This is a genomic window from Agrobacterium sp. SORGH_AS_0745 (assembly GCF_030818995.1).
Classification (GTDB): domain Bacteria; phylum Pseudomonadota; class Alphaproteobacteria; order Rhizobiales; family Rhizobiaceae; genus Agrobacterium; species Agrobacterium tumefaciens.
The window spans coordinates 540,393-562,353 of the sequence record NZ_JAUTBI010000004.1 but is presented as its reverse complement, the minus strand read 5'-3'; the positions used below and the strand labels follow the sequence as shown (position 1 = coordinate 562,353).

Here is a 21,961-nt window from a genome sequence, read left to right as displayed (position 1 = left end):
AGCATCGATATCAGCTATTTATCTCACAATTTTGGAATTTCACAAAATCCTGACGCTGGAGGCGTTGATGAGCGCTTGACAGATAATCGATTATTTACGTATCACTCGAGCGTTGGGAGGTAACGATGGTGATTAAATCTGAAAGGGACTTAACGCCCGCCGTGATTGCGGCCATGGGCCAGACCTCTGATCCAAGGATGCGGGACATCCTGATGGCTCTGGTGAAACATCTCCATGCTTTCGTTCGCGAAGTGCGGCTGACCGAGGTGGAATTCCGTGAAGCGACTGCTGTTCTCAACGAGATCGGCCAAATGCAAACCGACAGTCATAACGAATTTGTCCTCATGTCCGGCTCACTTGGCGTTTCGTCCCTTGTCTGCCTGCTCAATAACGGTGACAAGGGGCAAACAGAGACTTCACAGTCGCTTCTTGGACCATTTTGGCGCCTGAATTCTCCGAGAGTTGAAAACGGCGGCACGATCATCCGGTCCTACACGCCTGGTACCCCGCTTTTCGTCCATGCTCGTGTAATCGATCGCGAAGGCAATCCGATATCAGGTGCCGAAGTCGACGTCTGGCACGCATCCCCTGTCGGTCTTTATGAGAACCAGGATCCGGATCAGGCGGAGATGAACTTGCGCGGCAAATTCACGACGGACGGGGAGGGACGTTTCTGGTTCCAGACAGTCAAGATGGTTGGTTATCCCATCCCCGTCGATGGAGTCGTCGGACGCATGCTCAAGGTTCAGGGCCGTCATCCTTATCGACCGGCACATTTGCACGCGCTGATCTTCAAGCGGGGCTACAAGACGCTGATTTCGCAGGTTTTCGATCCGAGCGATCCGAATATCGAATCCGACGTTCAGTTTGGCGTGACTGCGGCACTCACCGGCGATTTCATTCGCCGCGACGAACCGCATCCAATCAACCGAGACATTCAGGCGCCGTGGTTCTCGCTCGACTACACTTATGTCATGGAAGCAGGCGAGGCTCTTTTGCCGCGCCCGCCAATCAAATAACGTTATTTGGAGCCGGATAATGATTACCGAGGAACAACGCCTGTCAGCAGCCAGGGCCATCCTGGAGGCCGAAACCACGCGCACTCCCATTGTCCAACCCAGCAAAACTTATCCCGAGCTCGAAATTGAGGATGCGTATCGCATTCAGGCGCTTTGGGCCGAGTTGCGTGTGTCGCGCGGCGCGCGGATTGTCGGTCACAAAATAGGTCTGACGTCTCGCGCCATGCAAATGGCATCCAAGATGACCGAGCCGGATTATGGGGTGATCCTGGATGATGCGCTCTACAATGATGGCGCGCAGATTAATGCGGATTTGTTCATCAAGCCGCGCCTGGAAGTCGAGTTGGCGTTCGTAATGGGTGAAGACCTGGAAGGTGCGGGCACCCGTATCTATGACGTCATGCGCGCGACGGAGTTCATTCTGCCTGCGCTCGAGATCATCGATTACAGAACCGAAGTTCCGCGTGCGATTACCGACACAATCGCCGACAATGCAGCCTTCGGAGCAATCGTCGTGGGTGGGCGGGTGATCCGCCCGTTTGATATCGACATACGCTGGGTCGGAGCAACTCTGTCGAAAAACGGCATTATCGAAGAGTCCGGGGTTTCAGCCGCGATCATGGGTCATCCGGCCGCCGGCGTTGCATGGCTGGTCAACAAACTTCATGCCGTCGGCGGCGGCTTGAAAAAAGGTCAGATCGTCCTTGCGGGCTCATTTACGAGACCGGTCGACATCATGAAGGGCGATGTCATTCAGGCTGATTATGGGCCAGTTGGCTCAATCGGCGTCTCTTTCACGTGAGGTTGAGATGGATCTTCCAGTCAATAAATTTAAAGCAAAACTGCAGGCCGGGCAAAGCCAGATAGGACTTTGGTGCGGGCTTCCAGGGAGCTACGCTGCCGAAATCGTGGCGCCAGCCGGGTTCGATTGGCTGTTGTTTGATACCGAACATTCCCCCAGCGACGTGCTGACCGTGCTGCCACAATTGCAGGCGATCGCCGCTTACGATGTCGCCCCGGTGGTGCGCCCAGCTGTCAACGATCCAGTGCTGATCAAGCGATTCCTGGATATTGGTGTACAATCTCTTCTAATCCCCTTTGTTCAAAATGCAGACGAAGCGAAAGCCGCGGTGGAAGCAACCCGCTATCCACCGAAAGGAATTCGAGGCGTTTCGGCCCTTACGCGTGCCACACGTTTCGGCAGGGTAAAGAATTATGCCCAGCAGGCGGAGGGGGAGATTTGCGTTCTCGTTCAAGTCGAAACGCGGGAAGCTATTACTCATATCGAGGCCATGGCATCGGTCGAAGGGGTGGACGGGATATTTATCGGCCCGGCGGATCTCGCAGCCAGTTTCGGCTATCCGGGACAACCAGGCCACCCGGAAGTGGTCGAGGCGATTGAAAATACGATCGCATTACTCAAACGGCTCGGAAAGCCGGCAGGAATACTCACGCCTGACGAGAAATTCGCGGCACGTTGCATGGAATTGGGAACGCTGTTCACTGCCGTCGGTGTCGATGTCGCATTGCTGGCGCGCGGATCAGAAGCACTGGCGGCCAGGTTCTCGAAACAGTTGTAGACATGCGAGCTTCCGGGCACGTCGTCACCGAACTTGCGCCTATGGGCGTGAACCGATTGGCATGTGAGAGCGATGCGGCCATCCGATCCAAACGCGTGCCAACTCGCATTCGAGGCCGAGACCGGTCCGACCGTATCGGTGTCAACAGTCTTTCCAACCGGCCTGATAGCCAGCATGCACCTGCGCGCGGCGGCGTGTCGCTCCTGATTAATGAGCCCTGTATCACGTTAGCAGCCGGCACAAAGCAGGCGAGGCTGCGTCAAAAAGACCATGCCTGTCGATCTTGTAATTGAGTTGTTAAAGGAGCATTTCGGGTGTGTCTATGCAAAAGCATAGACAATTCCAAGCAACAGACTGGAAGTACTCGAAATGGCTGACCTGGAATGGGTGGACTTTTTCCCAATAGTTTTCTTGCCGTTCAAAATTATCGTACTGGGCATTGGCATGTACTACGCCATCAAGTGGCATCACGATCAGGCCAAGAAAGATAACGAGGCCAAAGGAAACTGAGCGCCGACAGGTGTCAACTTGCTTCAATCCACATTGGTTTGGAAGCAGAATGGACCTTCTTCAAACCCGCCTCGACGAAACGTAGGGGGCGATTTGCGTAGCAGGAGATCGAGCACAGACCTCGCCTCACGCACCTGGCCCAATAGATTATCCGCAAGCCCTTATCCATGCATTTATTTGACCAGCCCCGCCCGTAACAAGGTGGGGCTGAACTAATTTCTCTCGACCGGGCATCTCTGACGGTAAAGTCGAGGCACAGTTTGAGAAACGTAGCGGGTAAGCGCGGCTTAAAGCAGTGGCACGCGAGTCGTGAAGCTTACTTGCTCAGCGTTTGCGCGATAAGATCGAGACGCCATCTTCGCACTTATTGAATCGCATAATCCGTCAGCTTCCATCATGGCCGACGAACGGATCGTTTTTGCAGCTCTTCGCTTGAGCGCCCGTTAACAAAATATGTTTAGGGCAAGTGGTTAGCTGTTGATCGCTGCCTCTTGAATGGAGAGCTGCAGATTGTGGTGCTGAGCGATAGACGGGCTTGCAATAGCTCATTTATGGCAATAATTATGAGTTATAGAGAGAGATTCTATAACTCATGGAATGGAACTGGCAAAACACTGATTGGCCAAACTTCAGGTGCGACACCGCAAGCCTGGTACCGCTGGAGCAGAAATTCCTGCAATCAGCCGGAGAGGTTATCGGTGCTGTCCGGCATTTCAACGAGGACGACAGCAACCAACTTCGCATTGAGTTGCTGAGCGACGAAGCGGTCAAGACCTCAGAGATTGAGGGGGAATTTCTGGACCGCGTGAGTGTCCAGTCGTCACTCCGCCGACAGTTCGGGCTAAACACTGATGATAGAAAGATCCGCCCCCAAGAGCGGGGGATCGCCGAGATGATGGCAGATGTCTATCGAAGTTGGCATGGGCCGCTGCGTCATGAGGGACTGTTCCACTGGCATTCAATGCTGATGGCGGGAAACCAATATATTGAAACGGTTGGGGCTTACCGCACGCATGAAGACGCCATGCAGATCGTGTCAGGTCGATTGGACAAGCCCACCATCCACTTCGAGGCTCCCCCGTCGCGCCGGGTTGCCGCTGAGATGGAGACCTTCATCACATGGTTCAATCAATCAGGGCCAGATGGCCAATGCTCGCTTCAAGCTTTGACGCGTGCCGCAGTAGGCCATCTTTACTTTGAAAGCATACATCCGTTTGAGGATGGCAACGGCCGAATTGGACGCGCGCTCGCCGAGAAATCCCTGGCGCAAAACATAGGGCAGCCAAGCCTCATTTCACTCGCCTTCACAATCGAGAAACACCGGAAGGCCTATTACTCAGAGCTTGAGCGGCATCAGCGCACGCTCGATATCACCGACTGGGTCATTTTCTTTTCAGAAACTATCCTGGATGCTCAACGGGCGACGCTTGAGCGCATAGACTTCTTCATTCAGAAAGCAAAGTTCTATGATCGTTTTCGGGGCCAGCTAAACGATCGGCAGGAAAAAGTAGTCGCGCGCATCTTCAAGGAAGGCACGGCAGGCTTCAAGGGGGGGCTAAGTGCCGAAAACTACATTTCGATCACAGACACCTCCCGCGCTACAGCAACACGCGACCTTCAGCAGCTCGTGGAGATTGGCGCACTGACGCGTACGGGTGAACGTAGGCATACCCGGTACTCGCTGTCATTGCAGAAATAAATTGCCGCTAGTCCAGTGAACTCAACCAAAGTCATTATCTAGGTAACCGATTGTTCGATTCCGCTCTCATCAGGTTTTTCGGAAGGACGCCGGCCGGTAATATCCTTCTCACCGGAGATGCGCGGGGCGATCACATTCTCAACGGCCTCGAACAGAGCGGTGCTGTCGCGACAGGTGCCGCCCACCACCTTCGCCTTCTCAAGGTCTAGCACCACGGCAGCGATAGAAACGTCACGAAAAACTACTTCGAACGCCTGCCTGCTGACATCTATCTGCTCTCGGCGAACGGCAAACATGGGAATCCGGACCAAGAGGTCCTGGCGGTGATCGTTGATGTCGCAAAGGCTGATCAACGCGAACCGCTCATAGTGGTCACTAACGAGGCGCCTTCGCTCGAATGGCTACGCCAGAATCGCTCTCCTTCGCAATTCGGTTATGAATTGGTCGTTCGAAAGCCAGCCAACCACGCTGTCGTGATCGATCTACTGCAGGTAACGTAGCCTGACGTGCCGCCTTAGAAATGGTCAGGGGCGACTGCCAGATATCGGTCATGGCTCATAATCGGACTCAGATGCAGAGATTAGCAAGCGTAATCTCCGCATCGCTACCGCACACTCACATTGACCGATAACGCGAGTTACATTTGATGTTTCGTTCCCGTGCCTAGAAATTTTGTGGCGATGAGAAAATAAAAACAAAGGCGTCCTTGGTTCCTATCCTTTCAAGAGCTAAATCTAGCAATTGTTTTAGATTGCGTTCCCTCGGACAGGATTGATGATTTCGATCCCGTGAAAATCTCGTTCATTATCGGTGACAACAACGCAGCTATTGGATTGGGCGATGGCAGCCACAATCATGTCCAGCGCACTACGCGGGCGGCCGGTTGCCCTTCCTTGCGCCATCAGCTCTCCCCAAACGAGGGCTGCCTTCTCGTCAAACGAAAGGATGCGACCTGCGAAGAGTGACAGCGGCCCCTCCTTGCCTTCAAACCAAGTTTCGAGATCGGTTCGCTTTTTACCCGCCGGCTTCTCGAGTATCCCTCGGTGTATCTCGGCGATAGTGAGCGACGCGATGAACAAATCATCGTCAAATTGTTCAGCCATCCATGTCAACAATGACGCTGAAGGCTCTGGTTTCGTGATATTGCTGAGAATGTTGGTGTCGAGCAAATAGCGCATTACAAATCGATCTCGCGACCTTCTTCGCGTGAACGGGGTGTGTCGAGATCTGCTCCAACCAAGGGTGATCGGCGAAGTGCCGCGAGAATCCCTCCCTTTTTCGGCGGCTCTCCAGCGAGAGCATCGCTTACAAAGGCTCGTAGATTGGCTGCTTCCGGGCCATCTTCGGCCAATCGGCGCGCAAGTGATCTAATCAGGCTGCGATCACTATCGCGCCCGAGCACCTCAAAACGAGCGAGACCGCGGTCGCCCAGGCGGCTTCTATAATTCTGAATTGCGCGTGTCTGAGAGCTAGCCATCTGATCCTCCAGATATTTCCAGTAATATAGCTGGATATCGAGGTTTCGACAAGTCGTCAGGAGGAATGATATTGGCGCAGCTAGAGAGCTAGTTTGATTAGAATATTGGGGTCGTCAGTTCGTATCACCTCAAGAGCATAAAACCCATTCAAATGGGGCTGACATCAGATTCATCAGGAAAGACCGTACCAGGCGCCGCGGCCAGCACCGTGCAGGACGAGGTGCCCTTGATCCACGAGTGCCTTGAGATGATCCTTGATGGTGTGACGGCTTGCATCGGTGAACCGTGCAGCCTCCGCGACCGTAATCCGCCCGTGCTCGCGCGCCAACTCGAGCAATGTGACGGATAACTCCGGCATGTCGGCGAGGATGATACGCTCGCGCTCCATTTTCTTCTCTAGCCGGGTCTTCTGCCGATGCAGGGCTCTCAGGAAGAACTCGATCCAGGGATTCCAGTCGGGGTCGGTGTTGCGGATCGTTCCCTGCGTGCGCCGAAGCGAGATGTAATAGCTCTCCTTGCTTTGCTCGATGATGCTTTCGAGCGAGCTGTAGGGGACGTAAGCGTAGCCGGCTCGCAGTAGCAACAAGGTGGTCAGAATACGCGATAGGCGGCCATTGCCATCCTGGAATGGATGGATTTCGAGGAAAACGACAACGAAGATCGCAACGACCAAAAGTGGATGGAGCCGCTTTTCTCGCCCTTGCTCATCCAGCCAGGCGATCAGCTCTTCCATTCGACGCGGCGTATCGAACGGCGATGCCGTTTCGAAAACGATGCCGAGGCTCTCGCCCTGCCCGTTAAACGCTTCCACGTTGTTGGAGAGGGTTTTGTAGGCGCCGCGATGCCGCTCGTCCTTTGTCGAATGCGCAAGAAGGTCGCGGTGGAGCTGACGGATATGATTCTCGTTGAACGAAATAGCTTCGTAAGCACTGAAGATGGTTTCCATCACCTCCGCATAGCCGGCAACCTCTTGCTCGTCGCGTGTCGTAAACGACCCCAGGCGAATGTTTGCCAGTAGCTTTTCCACCTCCCGGTCGGTGAGGCGTGCCCCTTCGATACGTGTGGAGGAGCCGACGCTTTCGATTGTGGCAACTCGCCGGAGGCTGGATAGCCGCTCAGGCGCGATCCGACCGATCGCACGCCAAGCACCTTTGAATTCATCGATTTCGGCGATCAGCGACAGGATTTCGGGCGTGATCCGGACGGTCGCCGTGTTTAGAAATTCCATTTGCCCATCCATTCTCATCCGATACCTGAGGCGCTGTCATTCTCTATTTATCCATCCATTTCCATCCAATTTCTACAAGAGAGTTTGTCAGGTCTATGAGGTGATGGTGAGCTAGGTGATTGGCCAGTTTTCACTCGAGCGAATCCAGCCTTTTTAAGGCGAGACGAGCAACCAACACAATCAAGGGTCTCATCGACTCGCCTATACACCCCTTACGTCTGCAGGGAGGAGGGGAGAGCAGTTTCATGCGCGCGGCCTGATCACAGGATCATCGGTTATGTTCGTGCCCGATATGCACATCGATACGTTGAAGATGAATAGATGGAATTTTCAGTAGGCCCCCGTAGAGCGCCCACAAGACCAGCCTGCCCGAATCTATCGGTCAGGCTGGTCTCGTGGCCCGGAGGTCATAGCACGCTGACGTTCTCAGCCTTCGATTTTCCGGTCTTGCGGTCCTGGCCGACTTCGAAGCTGACTTTATCGCCTTCTCTGAGCGAGCCGCCTTGCTGCAAAGCGGACACGTGAACGAACACGTCCGTTCCGCCATTCTCCGGCGTGATGAAACCAAATCCCTTGTCATCGTTGAAAAATTTAACAGTACCGGTGGGCATGACAGTTCCTCTCCAATTCCCGCAGCCATTTGACTATGCAATAGGCTTTTTATAGCGCGATTGCTTGATCAACAACCGCCAACAGGGCAATAGCGGCATCGAGGCTTATTTTTAGAGGAGATGGGTTATTTGGTCGTGTTGACCGCTGCCTCGAGCTCTTCAATACTTTTCATCATCGCTTCGAAGCTAGGCGGCGTTGCAAAGATCATCGCCGACATCCTTTCGTAGTCGACGGCGATTTCTTGCGCATGTCTGGTGTCGGTACGAGGCGATATGTTCCTGGCACGGCCCGATCATATCGGTGGTCGGGAGATCGGAACATCAGTTCCTTATGCTGTCGGCACGCCTCAGCGAGTTCACGCATCGAAGCCGTTGCCAGTCCGTAGTCCTGGTGTGTCCAAATCTGGTGGACGTCGTAATAGTGGCGTGAATATCGATTGAGGTCCGGGATCCTTCTCTCCGGGTCTACTTCTGCGCTGCGCTTTTCGGTCGTTTCCGTCATCGCGTGCAGAATGAGAACCTTTTCCCAAAACGTCCTCTCCGGCCTGACGGTCGTGACGTAGGGAACAGTGAAATCGCTTTCTCCCATCTCCGTGGCGACATAGGCCAGAATCGTCCGCGCCTCTGCCGGGAGTGGGTCTGGACGCGCTCCGCCTTCAATACGAACTGATGGCTCAACATAGCCCGCGCTTGTATCGAAAACGCTTTTGTATCCGACCACGAGAACGTCGAGGGCATCTTTCTTCCGGTAGGCATCGTAACCGAATTTGAGAGAGAGATGCCCGGCTTGTCCGATCTCGGCCTCGACCGCAGCAATCTCTTGGCCAAGACTTTCCTTGAGGGGCCGGAGATATACTGACGCGCGGCCTCGTCGACTTCTTCCGCCAGCGCCTTTTGCTGCTTGGTCACCGAGGAGAGAGCGGCGATTTCACTCTCAGTCGGTACTTTGAGATCGGTTTTGTAAATGCCGATATCGATATCCTCGGAGAAGCGATTGATCAGGCCGTAGGCTTTGCTGAGGCTGGTTCCACCCTTGAAGTAGAGGCCGATCGGGTCGCCGGTGCGCCCATTAAACAGGAAGTCGAGGACCCAGCAGACGTAGAGATCCTTTTCGATATTCTCAGCGCGCGTCTGCAGCTCGGAAGCCACTGTTTCAAACAACGCCCGGCGCTCATCGGCGCTACTGCGAAGCACATTAATGAAGCCCTGACGCATTTCCTTCCTCTGTGACGCGAGTGTCGCGCGTTATTGTATCCACTACGGGATACATCCAGGCAGGGAGTGCGCGAATGTTATCGCGCATATCCTCGACGATTAATCGCTTTTGCGAGCTTTGCGCGAGATGACGGACCACGCCGTCGATGATGGTTTCGAAATTAGATCGTTCATCTCGAAACCAGGTCAGGGCCTGGACGATTCGCATCGCAGGTCGCCCCGCCCAAAAGGCCGTTTTTGCCGCTATTCTCTTGAAATCGAGCCGGTAGATTACCGGCTTCGTTGCGTTCGGATCGCCGGAGTTGGCTTCGATCTCTATCGTGCGGGGGTAGGTATCCGCATAGATCGTCGAACGGGCGGGGACAGCTGTCGTCAAGCCAAGGTCGTTAGCGGCTGTCATGCCGTCAACCAGGACCCGCAACTTGTCACGCCGCGCAATCGCGTCGACGAACGCGGCCCGGGGTGGGAATACCATTTTCCCAGTCAGCTGGCTGATGCCTGGCTTGTCGTAGAAGCCTCGATATGGGCGCCGGATATCTCCGCGGGTAGTGAGCCTCTGCAGCGCTTTTTCGACCGCATTGGGCGTTCCGATATCGAGGAAGTCGTCACGCGACCATACGCCTCCGGGGGACGCGGCAGCTATGCGATCGTGAATGCGCTTAAGAGTGTCTGATGTGGGATCCGGCATGGTTGTCCTACTTTCTAACCGAAGATTATATACAAACTTTGGTCACTAGCAAAGAGCGCTGTTTTACTGACCAATTTTTATATCGAAATATTGGTCAGTAGCCTAAGTACAAAAGTCGGCGTAGTGGGAGAGACGACGAACCGTTCGCTCAGTCTTAATGACGAAAATTTGCTGCATTCAAGAAGGCAGCGCAGGAGAGGGCCGGGCAATCGCAGAGCCGTCAACATTGGTCACGACGCGTTGTGATTAACAGCATTGGGTTTGGTGTATCCCTATTGCTGATCCCCTTCTTCTTGATAGTTGTGCCTATACTCGGATTTTCGTACTTCCCCGAAATTCTACTGTTCCTGAAGTCGGTGAACAGCGAAATTAGCAGCGAGCTGGGTGCCTCACCGAATGCAGCTCAGGTTACGATGGCTGCAGTGAATCGACTTCTCTTGATTGGCGCGCCGGTCGCACTTTATTTCTGGTTGGTGCGCATTCTCGTTCGATACAATTCAATGGCACTCGCTTTGAGGGAGCCTCGCGTATTTAGCGACGACCGAATTTATTTGAAATGAGTTCTTTTTTAGTTTTTGACGCGGAACCTTTTTCGTCGAAATCGAGTTTAGGGTCGTCGATCTAAGCGAAAATGAAAGAGTTCTGTAATTGAACGTACTTCGGGCAGGCAATCTTTCGTCGTGGATCATCCGCTTGGCGGAGTTTTCATCCTATTGACCCTCATGCAACCAATAGCCGACTTCGCTGCAATTGTCCGGGGAATGCCGCAGCCCTACCTCATCCTGGACCAGGACTTGAGGATTGTGGGTGCAAGCGACAGCTATCTCCGCCTTACGGATCGTACACGCGATGACATCGTCGGGCGACATATCCTCGAGGCTTTTCCCGAAAATCCCGACGCCGTTGGCACAGTAGAGCAGGGTCCTTTGGAAGTCTCGTTGCGACATGTCTTGGCCACGGGCAAGTCGCACGAGATGGCTGTCATCCAGTACGACATTCCTCGACCAGAGGGCGGTTTTGTGCAGAAGTTCTGGACTCCCGTCCATACCCCTGTTGCCGGGGACGATGGAGCCATCGAATACATCATTCAAAACCCGATGGATGTGACGGAAAGTGTCGTCAAGTCTCGCGAAGCCGATGCTCGGTTGCGTATTGCCCATCATGCCGCAGACCTCGCATCCTGGGAATATGAGCCTGAGACAGATATCTGGCGGCGGAGCCATTCTGTCGATGAGTTGTTTGGGTTTGAACCGGGTACCGGGGGGCCCGTCGCCGCGCCGTATTTTGCAAAGATGCATCCCGACGATCTTCCGAGAGTCAGAGCAATCGTTGAGAGTGCGATCGGCAGTCCTGATTTGACGGTGCTGAATTTTGACTACAGGATCGTTTTGCCAACGGGCAACATCCGCTACGTCGCCTCGCGAGGAGAGGTTTTGAGAACGTCCAGCGGCACGGTCCGGATGATGGGTGTGTTGATGGACGTAACCGCGGATCGTGCTCGGGAGGCGAAGCTTTCCAATTCAGTCCAAGCCCAAGAAGAACTTTTGCAGCAGAAGGATACCCTGCTGGCGGAAGTGAACCATCGCGTTAAAAACAGTCTCCAGCTTGTCGTCAGTACGCTTCGACTGCAGGCCCGCCGACTAGAAAATCCAGACGTGATCGAAGCCTTCGAGCAGGCCATCGGCCGGGTCAGGGCGATCATCTCAGTCCACGAGGGGCTATACCGGACAGACAATTCCCTATCGGTGGATATGGCAGACCACCTTACCAGGCTGTGCCTTGATCTGACTAGCTCCGCTACAAGTCGTCAACTCGAAGTCGATGTCGATTCGATTGCGCTGGCGACCGAACGCGCAATACCGGTATCTGTCATCGTGAACGAACTCATCGCCGAGCGATCACGTCGAACCGAGGACATCCCGTCTCCCGTTCATCTATCGCTGAAGCAGCTTTCCTCGGGTTTTATCGCGCTGACGGTCCACGATCAGCACGCTTCTCCGACAGATGCTCCAGCGAGCCAACTGTCATCGAAGCTCATTGCGAACATGACAGCGCAGATCGAAGGTGAGTTTCACGAAGAGATAAGCGATGATGGTCTTCGAGCAACCGTGACTTTTCCAGGGAAAGGCACCTGATGCCTCTACGGGTGATGATCGTTGAAGACGAAATGCTGCTGGCACTCGACCTGGAAGACATGCTTCTTGATGCGGGCTACACGGTCGTCGGGCAGGCGTCCGACATGCCGCAAGCCATTGCGCTCGCCGAGAAGGTAAGCGGTGGGGTAGACGTCGCCATCATGGACGTCAATCTCGCTCGCGGAACAAACGGTGTCGAAACCGCCGCAGCTCTTCGCCAGCGCTGGAACATTCCATCCCTGTTCGTCAGCGGAAACCTTGATGAGCGCACGCGCGCCGAGGCACAACAGTGGCATCCCATCGGTTTCGTCGGAAAGCCCTATTCGGAACGCGAGGTTCTCTCTTCACTGATGCAGGTCGCCATTTGAACCTGCATGCTTTATATTTGCGGCAAGGGCATCATTACGGCTATTAAAGTCCCTATATGAGATCGTGCCCGTAACTCCGCGGCAGTGCCGGAAAGGCGATGGTCGATGGATCAAAGCACAAGACATTCTACACCCTTGTCTTCGCTCTCTAAAGCTGTTGCGAAAATAGCGCGCGCACGGAGTGTGGATGAGGCAGTCGACACAATCCGAACCAGCGCACGTTCCCTCATCGGATGTGAAGGCATGGCGGTAATCCTTAGGGAAGGCGACCTCTGCCGCTACGTGGAGGAGGATGGGATCGGTCCGCTCTGGAAAGGTCACACATTTCCAGCGGTCGCTTGCGTCAGCGGGTGGTCGATGATCAACAGGAAGACGGCAGTCATTCCCGATATCTCGACTGACGACCGGATACCGCAGGAACTCTATGCGAACACGTTCGTGCGGGCGCTAGCAATGGCGCCTGTTGGTGCAGAGCAGCCGATAGCTGCGATTGGCGCATATTGGTCGCAGCCATATTCTCCTGCAGAGTGGGAGATCGGAGTACTTGAGGCGCTTGCGGAAGCTACAGCGGCCGCTTTCGAAAATGCCGAGTTCATCGCGGCTCTCACCAGACCGCGCATTAAGCCTGCAATTCCGCATCTTCTGGTGCAGCAGAGCGACTTTTCTGAAGACATCAGCCGGGTCTCGGGGATAGCTGCGGTTCCGAGGATCCTCGACGTCGTGCTGCAAATGACGGGGATGGGATTTGCAGCGGTTGCACGCGTAACCGAAACCCGCTGGATCGCGTGCCAGGTCCTTGACCCGGTCGGGTTCGGTCTAAAACCGGGCGACGAGTTGCCGATCGAAAGCACCCTTTGCAATGAGATCAGAGGGCACCGCCAGACCATCGCTTTTGATGACGCCGCCGAAGATCCTATGTATCGCGACCATCACACACCTCGTATTTACGGCCTCAGGGGATATATATCCGAACCCATCATACTCTCGAATGGCATGTTTTGGGGAACCCTTTGTGCGATCGACCCAAACCCCGCGAAGGTGAAAAACCCGCAGGTTCTCGAAACGTTCAAGCTGTTTGCAGAACTCATTGCCCATCATCTGGACACTGAGGAACGGTTGAGAGCGACAGCGGCATCGCTGGAGAGCGAGCGTGAAATCGCCGAACTGCGCGAACAGTTTATCGCTGTTCTCGGACATGATTTGCGTAATCCGATCGCTGCCTTGAACGCAGGTACCAGCCGGCTCATGAAGGAGGGATGGACCGAACGCAGTTCAGTCATTCTAAAACTCATGAAAACGAGCATATCTCGTATGTCGGGACTTGTTGACAACGTCATGGATCTGGCAAGAGTGCGGATGGGTGGGGGTCTCTCGCTGACGCTGTCAGAGGGCGATATGAGCGACACGCTTCAGCACGTGGTTGATGAGCTGCGCGTGGCTCATCCTAACCGCGAGATAAACGCGTCTTTCGCGTTTCCTAACGCCATCACGGTTGATCATCCGCGAATAGCCCAAATGGTATCAAATCTGCTGTCGAACGCTGTCGTGCACGGCTGTGAAATGATGCCAGTGAAGATCACGGGCGAGGATGAAGGTGGCGTCCTGAGGATTTGCGTCGTGAACGGCGGCTCCGCAATCCCGCCAGGCCAGATCGACAGTATGTTTCTTCCGTTCAGGCGTGGTGAAGGTCGGTCGGGTGCACAGGGCCTGGGTCTCGGGCTGTTTATCGCGTCTCAGATTGCCCATGCACATAGCGGGCAGATTGAGGTGAGATCGGACGAAGTTGAAACCCGTTTTATGTTTCAAGCAAAGAGTCAAAGCTAGGTGTATGAATAACTCCTAGTCGGATTTTTGGAGCGAGGCAGGTTCGTATCCTTTCAAGAGCTTCACTGGATCCTTTGAGCCTTGGGTCACATTTTGAAACATGACTATCTCTCGCCGACACGTAGCCAACTCACAATCATCACTCCCAGGATTTTGCGCCCCAGATCACCGCACGAGCGCCGTCTGGCTCGTCATAAGCGGCTTTCGCCATGCGTGGATCTTGGGCGCGGCCTGCTTCTCTGCGTTCAGCTATTGCAGTAATGTGCATGGTGTACCAGGCCGTGACCGCTCCTTCCGGAGGACTTGAGAATTTTGGGAAGCCTGGTTCTGGCGGCAACTTTATCCTCTGGACTTTGAACCATCTCGCGAAAGCGTCTCCAATTATCTATTTCGTGCCAGTTTGATGAATTTTCTGACCGTAGCATTTGCCGCCCCTTGAACTCTGTCAGGATGCAACCGGCACAACGACCCGCCCGCGCACAGCCCCGTCGAGAAACTTGGGCGCCGTCTCGATGACGTCGGAAAAACGCACCGCTGTGATCATCTTCTCGAGCTTGCCCATGTCGAGGTCCGAGGAGAGCCGTGTCCACGCTTCGAGACGATCGGGCTTCGGACACATCACGCTGTCGACCCCCGCCAAAGTCACGCCGCGCAGGATGAATGGAGCGACAGAGGCGGGCAAATCCATGCCCGCCGCCAGACCGCAGGCCGCCACAACGCCGCGATAGCTCATCATCGAAAGCATGTTTGCGAGCACGGTGCTTCCTGCAACGTCGATCCCGCCGGCCCACCGTTCCTTGCCAAACGGCCTTAGCTTTCCGGTCAGCTCGGCGCTGTCGATCACGGAGGACGCACCAAGCTCGCGCAGGTAGTTCGTTTCAGAGGCGCGGCCGGTCACGGCTGCCACGGCATAGCCTTTTGCCGCCAGCAGCGCGGTGGCAACACTGCCGACACCTCCAGCGGCGCCGCTGACTATAATCTCGCCTTTGTCGGGCGTGATCCCATGCCTCTCCAAAGCCAGCATGCAAAGCATCGCCGTGTAGCCAGCAGTGCCGATCGCAGCAGCTTGCCGCAAGTCGAGGCCATCAGGCAATGGCACCAGCCAGTCTCCTTTGACGCGAGCACGCTCGGCCAATCCGCCCCAATGGGTTTCGCCAACGCCCCAGCCATTGAGGATGACCTGGTCCCCGGCCTTGAAGTCCGGATGGGTGCTCTCCGCGACCGTGCCGGTGAAATCTATGCCCGGTACCATGGGGAAGCGCCGAACCACAGGCGCCTTGCCAGTGATCGCCAGCGCATCCTTGTAATTGAGAGTCGAGTAGGAGACGTCTACCAGCACCTCGCCTTCAGGCAGGTGCGCTTCATCGACTTGGGTTAGCGATACGGTCTGATTATCGTCGACATTCTCAATCAGGATGGCTTTCAAAGCGGGTTCCTTTCAAGGTTGAAGAGATCGGCTTTCGATCAGACCAAAAAAAGTCATGGCGTAGTGGCGGAGGGGGGCTCCGGACGCAGTTCAAGCTTGGCGCGAAGCACTGCGCCTTCCCAGCCGATCCAGAAGGTCTCGGCAAGGATATCCGCGTCCTGCTCGGGATCGATCATGCCCTCCGCTTGCGCTTGACGCAGCACATGCGCCGTGCGTGCCTGCCATCCCTCCAGAGTTCTGGTGAGCGCGGCGCGAAAATCGTCTGGCAACGCCCCCATCTCTTGTCCCAGATTGCCAACGAGGCAGCCGCGTCTAAAGCCATGGCGAGCCATGCCTTCCTCTGCCCTTGTCGTAAAGTCTCGCAGCCGATCGAGGGGTGCCCTTGCTTCCTGGAGAAGGGTTTGGTCGAGCAGCTCGACAAAATAGTCGTTATATGCGGCAACGAGCGCGAGGCCGAAATCGGCCTTGCTGTTGAAATGATGATAGAAACAGCCCTTCGGCACGCCGGCGGCCTTGAGGATTTCGTCGATGCCGACCGCGGAATAGCCCTTCTCGGTGAGGTGCTCGAGCCCGGCTCTTATGAGGTTTTGCCGGCTTGTCGATTCCTCCGGTGCCAGGCGCGGGCGACCGCGCTTGGGCTTTTGACTCTGGGCGAGTGAAGGGTTTTGCTGAGGCATGGCTTTTAATAGACCGGTGGGTCTATTAAATCAAGGAGGGACTTTTTAGACCGCGAAGTCGGTTTACTGAACCCACACTCGTTTGATTGCGTCAAATGCAGCGACGATTGACGGATCGCTCATACGCGCTTCCAGGCAGAGGAAACTTAAGGTCGTCGAGAGCTTCACATTATCAGCGATGACCAGTCCATGAGACTGCTGTTCATAAAGGGCAATCGATTCCCGACAAAGGCTCAGCCCTATACCTGTGCGCGTCATGGCAATCATTGACGCTTCCTGATCCACCTGGGCGACAATCTGTTGGCGAACGCCAAGATTGGTGAACAGGCGGGCCAGCATCCGGTTATGGACTGATGCGGGTGGGGTGCCGATCCATGGGAGGGAGGCAAGCTGTAACCAATCGGCTCCTCGCACAAAGCTTGCGAGCGATGGCGGAGCGACGACGCAATAGGTCAATTGCGCAAGTGCGCGAGAGTGGAAAAGCGACGCTGTACTCCCTCCAGTAACATCGGTCGGCGGGTCATAGTCCCTTGGATCACCAAGATAAAAACCGGCGTCGAGTTCGTTTCGCTTCAGCCTCTCCGGCACATCGCCGCTCATGCCATGACGCAGCGTTGTCTCGATACCTGGCCCGTTTTCGATAAGTGCTTTCAGAAACGCCCCTAATCGTGTGAACTCCGGATCGATGATCGTACCGATCCGCAATTTTCCCCGGACGCCGGTCGATAAACGTCCGGCTGTCTGGCCGAAGTCCGCCAGCGCCGCCAGCACTTGCTCGGCCTTTGCCGCCAACAGTGAACCTTCCTGTGTCAACTCCAAACCTGTCGACGTCCGCCGGAACAGGGTTAGCCCGGTGTCAGCGGCCAAGCGTTTCAACTGAAGCGTCACCGCAGGCTGCGTGACGTGCAGGTGCTCGGCGGCGCGGGTGACGTTCCCTTCTCGCCCCACGGTAACAAACGCTCGCAATGTTCTCAGATCGATACCTTCCAGCATATTAATTTCACTTATAATGCTTGGTTGAATTTGTCATTGGATTTCACGAGCGAATGTTGGCTATGGCTGCATATAAAGCAGGGAGGAAGCATGGCATGCCACTGCAAAGTGTCCAGTCTTATAATTGTGTGGTGTTCCATCGCGATTGGAGGGTAACCCAATGAGGAATGGTGGTTCCGGCAATTTCCACGTTTTTGACTACATTATTGTTGGTGGTGGCTCCGCAGGCTGCCTGCTCGCCAATCGCCTCAGTCGTGACCCGTCAAAACATGTTCTGTTGCTGGAAGCCGGCCGCAAGGACGACTACCCATGGATACATATCCCGGTCGGGTATCTTTATTGTATCGGCAACCCACGCACAGACTGGCTTTACAAAACCGAACCGGACGCCGGACTGAACGGTCGTTCGCTACGCTATCCTCGCGGTAAGACGCTTGGTGGCTGCTCGTCGATCAACGGCATGATCTATATGCGTGGTCAGGCACGCGATTTTGACGGGTGGGCAACGGCAACCGGCGACGATGCCTGGTCTTGGCAAAATTGCCTGCCCGATTTCAAGGCGCACGAGGACCACTACCGGCTGGACCATGGCGCAGACCCGAAGACTGGTGGCAACAGCAGATTTTCCGACATGCATGGCCATGGCGGCGAATGGCGCATCGAGAAGCAGCGGCTGAAATGGGATATCCTCGAATCCTTTGCAGAAGCCGCGGTGGAAGCGGGCATTCCGCGTTCGGACGATTTCAACAGTGGCGACAATGAAGGCGTCGGCTATTTCGAGGTGAACCAGCGCTCGGGCTGGCGCTGGAACACGTCCAAGGCTTTCCTGCGCCCAGCGAAAAACCGCGCAAACCTGACGATCTGGACGCAATCTCATGTCGAGCGTTTGATCCTTGCGAACGAGGCATCTGGTCGCAAGCGGTGCATCGGTGTTATTGTTGAGCGTCAAGGGCAGCGCGCGGAGGTTGGGGCGCGGGGAGAAGTCATTCTGTCGGCCGGCGCCATCGGCTCACCACAAATCCTGCAATTATCTGGCATCGGTCCAGCGGGATTGCTGAAGCGTTTCGGTATCGAGGTCAAACACGACCTGCCAGGTGTCGGAGAAAATCTTCAGGACCATCTGCAGATCCGTGCCGTCTTTAAGGTCGGTAATACGAAAACGCTGAATACGCTCGCAAACAGCGTCTTTGGTAAAGCGATGATAGGGCTCGAATATGCGTTGAAACGCAGTGGTCCGATGAGCATGTCGCCCTCGCAGCTGGGCGCCTTCACCCGTTCGGACGAACGCCAGGCCCACGCCAATCTGGAGTATCACGTCCAGCCGCTCAGCCTCGACGCCTTCGGCGAACCGTTGCACACTGTCCCCGCTTTCACAGCCAGCGTTTGCAACCTCAATCCATCGAGCGTGGGCAGCGTTCGTATTCGCTCCAATAACGCGTCGGACGCGCCGGCGATTGCGCCGAACTATCTCAGCACGGACGAAGACCGCAGGATTGCTGCCGAAAGTCTGCGGCAAGTGCGCAAAATCGTGTCGCAGCCAGCATTGGCGAAATATAGGCCGGAGGAGTGGAAACCGGGCCCGCAGTTCCAAAGCGATGAGGAGCTGGCGCGGCTTGCGGGCGATATTGCCAATACCATCTTCCATCCGGTTGGTACGACGAAGATGGGCGGGGATGACGATCCTATGGCGGTTGTCGATAGTCGCCTCAAGGTTCGCGGAATCGCGGGACTGCGGGTCGTCGATGCGGGCATCATGCCGAAGATCACCAGTGGTAACACCAATGCGCCGACGCTGATGATCGCCGAAAAGGCAGCCGGCTGGATTGTTGCTGACGCACACGCATAGAAAACTATTGGGGGAGGTTACAGGATGACATCAATAGCACGTTCAACGCTTCCGCTTTCCGGCGTTCGAGTGGTTGATTTTGGGCAGTATATTGCTGGCCCGGCCGTGGCCATGATCCTTGGCGATCTCGGCGCGACCGTCGTGCATATCGATCCCCCCAGCGGGCCGCTCTGGGACAATCCCGCCAACGCCATCCTCAACCGCAACAAGCTGATCGTCGCACTCGACCTCAAAACGGAGAAGTGTTTGTTTGAGGCGAAAGCGCTGGTGGCCGAGGCTGATATTGTGATCGAGAACTTCCGCCCTGGTGTGCTTGCCCGGCTCGGGATCGATTTTTCGACTTTGCGTAAATCGCGGCCTGAGCTGATCACCCTGTCTATCCCAGGTTTCGCCTCCGACGATGAACTCCGCCGGGACTGGCGAGCCTTCGAGACAGTGATAGCAGCCTCGTCGGGCGTCTTTACGGATATGGGCTTAAACCGCGTTCTTATGGGTATCAACCCGTCTTTCTCGCCGCTTCCACTCTCTTCCGCATATGGTACGATGCTTGCGGCCTCCGCGACGGTGTTGGCGCTTCAGGCGCGTGAGCGCACCGGCCACGGCGATCATATTGAGGTGCCGCTGGCAAGCGCCGTCATGGAGGGCCTGTCCTACAATTCCATTCTGATTGACGACTATCCGTTGCGTTATAAAACCCAGCGTGAGCGGGAAATCGAGCGTCGGCGCGGCGAGGACCTGCAAATGGACATGTCTTTTGACGACCTCCAGGAGTTTCTCGATCCCTTCTATCGCAGCTATAGGTGCGCCGACGGGCGGATGTTCTACGTGGTCTGCCCCAGCCACAAGAACCATGCCAAACGCTGCCTGCAAGCGCTTGGCATTTACGACGAGCTCGTTGCTGAAGGACTGCGCGAGGAGGAAGACACCTATCTTCCAGTTTCGCAGTGGTCTTCGGACGTTTCGCTCGGTGTCTATCCGCTCCCAAAATTCTGGGCTGACAAAATCGCGGCTCGCATGAAGGATGTTTTCCTGACCAAAACGGCTTCCGAATGGGAACGTGTCTTCGGAGAAGGGCTGTTTCCGGGTGCGCCGCAACGCTGGCTGAAGGAATGGATCGCCGACGATCATGCCAAGGCTGCCGGCCTCATGATCGAAGTGGACGATCCGATCTTCGGCCGCATGACCCAGCCTGGGCCTATGGCCTGGCTACAGGAGAGCGCCGAATCTATGTTAACGCCAAGCCCGAGACGTTGGGGAACGGCCAAGGAGGCGCTAGCACTGCTCGCCGGCATGGAGCGCCCTTCCTTGCCGGTTGTAGCGAATGAGGCCCCCGGCGGCTGGCTGGACGGCGTCAAGGTTCTCGATCTGTGCAATGTGATCGCGGGTCCGCATTCGGTCGCCTATCTTGCCCGCTTCGGTGCGGAGGTCATCAAGATCGATCCGGCCAAGCCGCTCTATGACTGCTGGAACACCGTGATCTTCGGCATGTCCCACATGCGCGGCAAACAGTCCGTGCTGCTGAACATAGGTTCGCCCGATGGCCGCATCGTGTTCGAAGAACTGGTGCGCTCAGTCGATGTCGTTGTCTGGAACGCCACCGACCGTCAGGTCAAGGCGATGGGGCTCGATGCCGAAAGCCTGAAAGCGCTCAACCCCCAAGCGATCTTCTGCCAGCTCGATTGCTTCGGCGGCGTGCGCACCGGTCCGCGTACCGACTATCTCGGCTATGACGACCTCGTGCAGTCGGCAACCGGCATCATGTTACGTTTCGGCGGCTCCATGGACACGCCGGAGGAACACGCCCATGTCGGTACCATTGACGTCATGTGCGGTTTCGGCGCTGCGCTCGGCATTGCAGCGGCTTTGTATCAAAAATCCAGAACCGGGGTCATCGGCCGTCCGCGGACCTCGCTGTCAGCGCTTACCGGTCTCGCCCAGATACCCTTCTGCTATGACTATGCCAACCGAGGTCCCTTCGATGAGCCTTCCGGTCGCGAGACCAAGGGATATAACGCCCTGTCGCAGCTCTACGAAACGGCGTCGGGGGATCATATTCTCCTCTGTGCTTCGGAAGTTGATTTGCCACGCTTCGGCAGGGCGGAGGGGCTTGAGGCAATTGTCGAGATGGCCGCATCCGATCGCGAGGCCTATCTGGCGAAAGCCTTCATGACGGCACCTGCTGAAACCTGGCAACAGCGCCTGCAGAAAGCCGATATCGGCGTATCTCTGTGCGAGAACATCGAAGAGATCCGCAGCCGCAGCGCCCGCATTGCCGACGGCACGCCGGGGATCGACCGGGGTAGTTATTCATTCTCGGTTTTTCCAGACCATCCGAGCGGGCACACCGTCACTCAGCTCGACCCCTTCGCCATCCGTCCGGCAGTCGGCAAGGTGACGGCTATAACGCCAGCGGAGAAGTACGGCACCTCCACGCGTGCCGTTCTCCGCGACCTGAACTACACCGATAATGAGATCGATCGGTTGATTGCATCCGGCACGATCAGCGAGAGTTGGAGCGCAGAGTATCTGCCGAGTTAGCAGGACACGGCAGCTTCGTGTTCTGAGGAGGATACCGAAGCCGCTCACGGCCCGTCCAAGTACGCGATGGCATTAACGGGTTAGATATTCAACATGGCACCTTGGGAGGAAGTGCCATGAAAGAAC

The 21,961-nt window shown here is 55.8% G+C and carries 19 protein-coding genes and 1 pseudogene; 10 read left to right on the top strand and 10 right to left on the bottom strand.

Annotated elements, in window-relative coordinates; all coding sequences use genetic code 11:
- The first annotated feature begins 125 nt into the window (after positions 1–125).
- The 5 genes from QE432_RS26215 to QE432_RS26195 all read left to right on the top strand — a co-directional run bounded on the left by QE432_RS26215 (position 126) and on the right by QE432_RS26195 (position 4,808).
- Positions 126–1,019, top strand: coding sequence for an intradiol ring-cleavage dioxygenase (locus QE432_RS26215; protein ID WP_306627431.1), 894 nt, complete (start codon positions 126–128; stop codon positions 1,017–1,019).
- Between the two features lie 19 nt (positions 1,020–1,038).
- Positions 1,039–1,821, top strand: coding sequence for a 2-oxo-hept-4-ene-1,7-dioate hydratase (gene hpaH, locus QE432_RS26210; protein WP_065658968.1), 783 nt, complete (start codon positions 1,039–1,041; stop codon positions 1,819–1,821).
- 7 nt (positions 1,822–1,828) lie between these two features.
- A complete protein-coding gene (hpaI, locus tag QE432_RS26205; RefSeq protein WP_065704155.1) occupies positions 1,829–2,599 on the top strand; it encodes a 4-hydroxy-2-oxoheptanedioate aldolase in 771 nt (256 codons plus the stop codon).
- Between the two features lie 369 nt (positions 2,600–2,968).
- Complete coding sequence (locus QE432_RS26200; protein ID WP_003518781.1) at positions 2,969–3,109, top strand: hypothetical protein; 141 nt, start codon at positions 2,969–2,971, stop codon at positions 3,107–3,109.
- A 592-nt stretch (positions 3,110–3,701) separates the two neighbouring features.
- Positions 3,702–4,808, top strand: coding sequence for a Fic family protein (locus QE432_RS26195; RefSeq protein ID WP_112291733.1), 1,107 nt, complete (start codon positions 3,702–3,704; stop codon positions 4,806–4,808).
- Positions 4,809–4,846: 38 nt separating this feature from the next.
- Here QE432_RS26195 and QE432_RS26190 read toward each other — a convergent pair whose 3' ends face one another.
- The 7 genes and pseudogenes from QE432_RS26190 to QE432_RS26160 form a co-directional block, all read right to left on the bottom strand.
- A complete protein-coding gene (locus QE432_RS26190) occupies positions 4,847–5,161 on the bottom strand; it encodes a hypothetical protein (protein ID WP_035200717.1) in 315 nt (104 codons plus the stop codon).
- 393 nt (positions 5,162–5,554) lie between these two features.
- Positions 5,555–5,986 (bottom strand): type II toxin-antitoxin system VapC family toxin, encoded by a 432-nt coding sequence (locus QE432_RS26185; protein ID WP_112154669.1) that lies wholly within the window; start codon positions 5,984–5,986, stop codon positions 5,555–5,557.
- Entirely contained in the window at positions 5,986–6,285 is a 300-nt protein-coding gene (locus tag QE432_RS26180; protein WP_081308809.1) for a hypothetical protein, read from the bottom strand. The genes QE432_RS26185 and QE432_RS26180 overlap by 1 nt, the downstream gene beginning before the upstream one ends.
- A gap of 173 nt (positions 6,286–6,458) precedes the next feature.
- Positions 6,459–7,514, bottom strand: coding sequence for a Fic family protein (locus QE432_RS26175; protein ID WP_306627428.1), 1,056 nt, complete (start codon positions 7,512–7,514; stop codon positions 6,459–6,461).
- A 407-nt stretch (positions 7,515–7,921) separates the two neighbouring features.
- Positions 7,922–8,125 carry a cold-shock protein gene (locus tag QE432_RS26170; protein WP_065658963.1) on the bottom strand — a complete coding sequence of 68 codons (204 nt, stop codon included), beginning with the start codon at positions 8,123–8,125 and terminating at the stop codon, positions 7,922–7,924.
- 125 nt (positions 8,126–8,250) lie between these two features.
- Positions 8,251–9,340, bottom strand: a pseudogene (locus tag QE432_RS26165) (nucleotidyl transferase AbiEii/AbiGii toxin family protein).
- A complete protein-coding gene (locus QE432_RS26160; protein ID WP_112391930.1) occupies positions 9,321–10,028 on the bottom strand; it encodes a DUF6088 family protein in 708 nt (235 codons plus the stop codon). Before QE432_RS26160 ends, QE432_RS26165 begins: the two are co-directional and overlap by 20 nt.
- 680 nt (positions 10,029–10,708) lie before the next feature.
- Between QE432_RS26160 and QE432_RS26155 the strand changes: the two genes are divergently transcribed.
- The 3 genes from QE432_RS26155 (at position 10,709) to QE432_RS26145 (ending at position 14,355) form a co-directional block, all read left to right on the top strand.
- The gene (locus QE432_RS26155) at positions 10,709–12,163 is read left to right on the top strand and encodes a sensor histidine kinase (RefSeq protein WP_112391932.1); all 1,455 of its coding nucleotides are present in this window, start codon (positions 10,709–10,711) and stop codon (positions 12,161–12,163) included.
- Complete coding sequence (locus QE432_RS26150) at positions 12,163–12,531, top strand: response regulator (RefSeq protein ID WP_065658958.1); 369 nt, start codon at positions 12,163–12,165, stop codon at positions 12,529–12,531. Before QE432_RS26155 ends, QE432_RS26150 begins: the two co-directional genes overlap by 1 nt.
- A 105-nt stretch (positions 12,532–12,636) precedes the next feature.
- On the top strand, positions 12,637–14,355 hold the full coding sequence (locus tag QE432_RS26145) for a sensor histidine kinase (RefSeq protein WP_112391933.1): 1,719 nt from the start codon (positions 12,637–12,639) through the stop codon (positions 14,353–14,355).
- 445 nt (positions 14,356–14,800) lie between these two features.
- Here the strand turns inward: QE432_RS26145 and acuI are convergent, their stop codons facing one another.
- The 3 genes from acuI to QE432_RS26130 form a co-directional block, all read right to left on the bottom strand.
- Entirely contained in the window at positions 14,801–15,781 is a 981-nt protein-coding gene (gene acuI, locus QE432_RS26140) for an acrylyl-CoA reductase (NADPH) (RefSeq protein WP_112391934.1), read from the bottom strand.
- A 53-nt stretch (positions 15,782–15,834) separates the two neighbouring features.
- A complete protein-coding gene (gene acuR / locus QE432_RS26135) occupies positions 15,835–16,458 on the bottom strand; it encodes an acrylate utilization transcriptional regulator AcuR (protein ID WP_306627422.1) in 624 nt (207 codons plus the stop codon).
- 63 nt (positions 16,459–16,521) lie between these two features.
- Positions 16,522–17,451 (bottom strand): LysR family transcriptional regulator, encoded by a 930-nt coding sequence (locus QE432_RS26130; protein WP_112391937.1) that lies wholly within the window; start codon positions 17,449–17,451, stop codon positions 16,522–16,524.
- A gap of 160 nt (positions 17,452–17,611) precedes the next feature.
- On the opposite strand from QE432_RS26130, the gene QE432_RS26125 reads away from it, so the two are divergent.
- Both QE432_RS26125 and QE432_RS26120 read left to right on the top strand, forming a co-directional pair.
- Positions 17,612–19,297, top strand: coding sequence for a GMC family oxidoreductase (locus QE432_RS26125; RefSeq protein ID WP_112391938.1), 1,686 nt, complete (start codon positions 17,612–17,614; stop codon positions 19,295–19,297).
- 24 nt (positions 19,298–19,321) lie between these two features.
- The gene (locus QE432_RS26120) at positions 19,322–21,835 is read left to right on the top strand and encodes a CoA transferase (protein WP_306627420.1); all 2,514 of its coding nucleotides are present in this window, start codon (positions 19,322–19,324) and stop codon (positions 21,833–21,835) included.
- Positions 21,836–21,961 lie beyond the last annotated feature (126 nt).

Coding starts and splice junctions, on each gene's coding strand:
- QE432_RS26215 (WP_306627431.1), top strand. CDS start 126: ATGGTGATTAAATCTGAAAGGGACTTAACGCCCGCCGTGATTGCGGCC.
- QE432_RS26180 (WP_081308809.1), bottom strand. CDS start 6,285: ATGGCTAGCTCTCAGACACGCGCAATTCAGAATTATAGAAGCCGCCTG.
- QE432_RS26160 (WP_112391930.1), bottom strand. CDS start 10,028: ATGCCGGATCCCACATCAGACACTCTTAAGCGCATTCACGATCGCATA.
- QE432_RS26170 (WP_065658963.1), bottom strand. CDS start 8,125: ATGCCCACCGGTACTGTTAAATTTTTCAACGATGACAAGGGATTTGGT.
- QE432_RS26125 (WP_112391938.1), top strand. CDS start 17,612: ATGAGGAATGGTGGTTCCGGCAATTTCCACGTTTTTGACTACATTATT.
- QE432_RS26185 (WP_112154669.1), bottom strand. CDS start 5,986: ATGCGCTATTTGCTCGACACCAACATTCTCAGCAATATCACGAAACCA.
- QE432_RS26145 (WP_112391933.1), top strand. CDS start 12,637: ATGGATCAAAGCACAAGACATTCTACACCCTTGTCTTCGCTCTCTAAA.
- QE432_RS26150 (WP_065658958.1), top strand. CDS start 12,163: ATGCCTCTACGGGTGATGATCGTTGAAGACGAAATGCTGCTGGCACTC.
- hpaI (WP_065704155.1), top strand. CDS start 1,829: ATGGATCTTCCAGTCAATAAATTTAAAGCAAAACTGCAGGCCGGGCAA.
- QE432_RS26200 (WP_003518781.1), top strand. CDS start 2,969: ATGGCTGACCTGGAATGGGTGGACTTTTTCCCAATAGTTTTCTTGCCG.
- hpaH (WP_065658968.1), top strand. CDS start 1,039: ATGATTACCGAGGAACAACGCCTGTCAGCAGCCAGGGCCATCCTGGAG.
- QE432_RS26175 (WP_306627428.1), bottom strand. CDS start 7,514: ATGGAATTTCTAAACACGGCGACCGTCCGGATCACGCCCGAAATCCTG.
- acuR (WP_306627422.1), bottom strand. CDS start 16,458: ATGCCTCAGCAAAACCCTTCACTCGCCCAGAGTCAAAAGCCCAAGCGC.
- QE432_RS26195 (WP_112291733.1), top strand. CDS start 3,702: ATGGAATGGAACTGGCAAAACACTGATTGGCCAAACTTCAGGTGCGAC.
- QE432_RS26120 (WP_306627420.1), top strand. CDS start 19,322: ATGACATCAATAGCACGTTCAACGCTTCCGCTTTCCGGCGTTCGAGTG.
- QE432_RS26130 (WP_112391937.1), bottom strand. CDS start 17,451: ATGCTGGAAGGTATCGATCTGAGAACATTGCGAGCGTTTGTTACCGTG.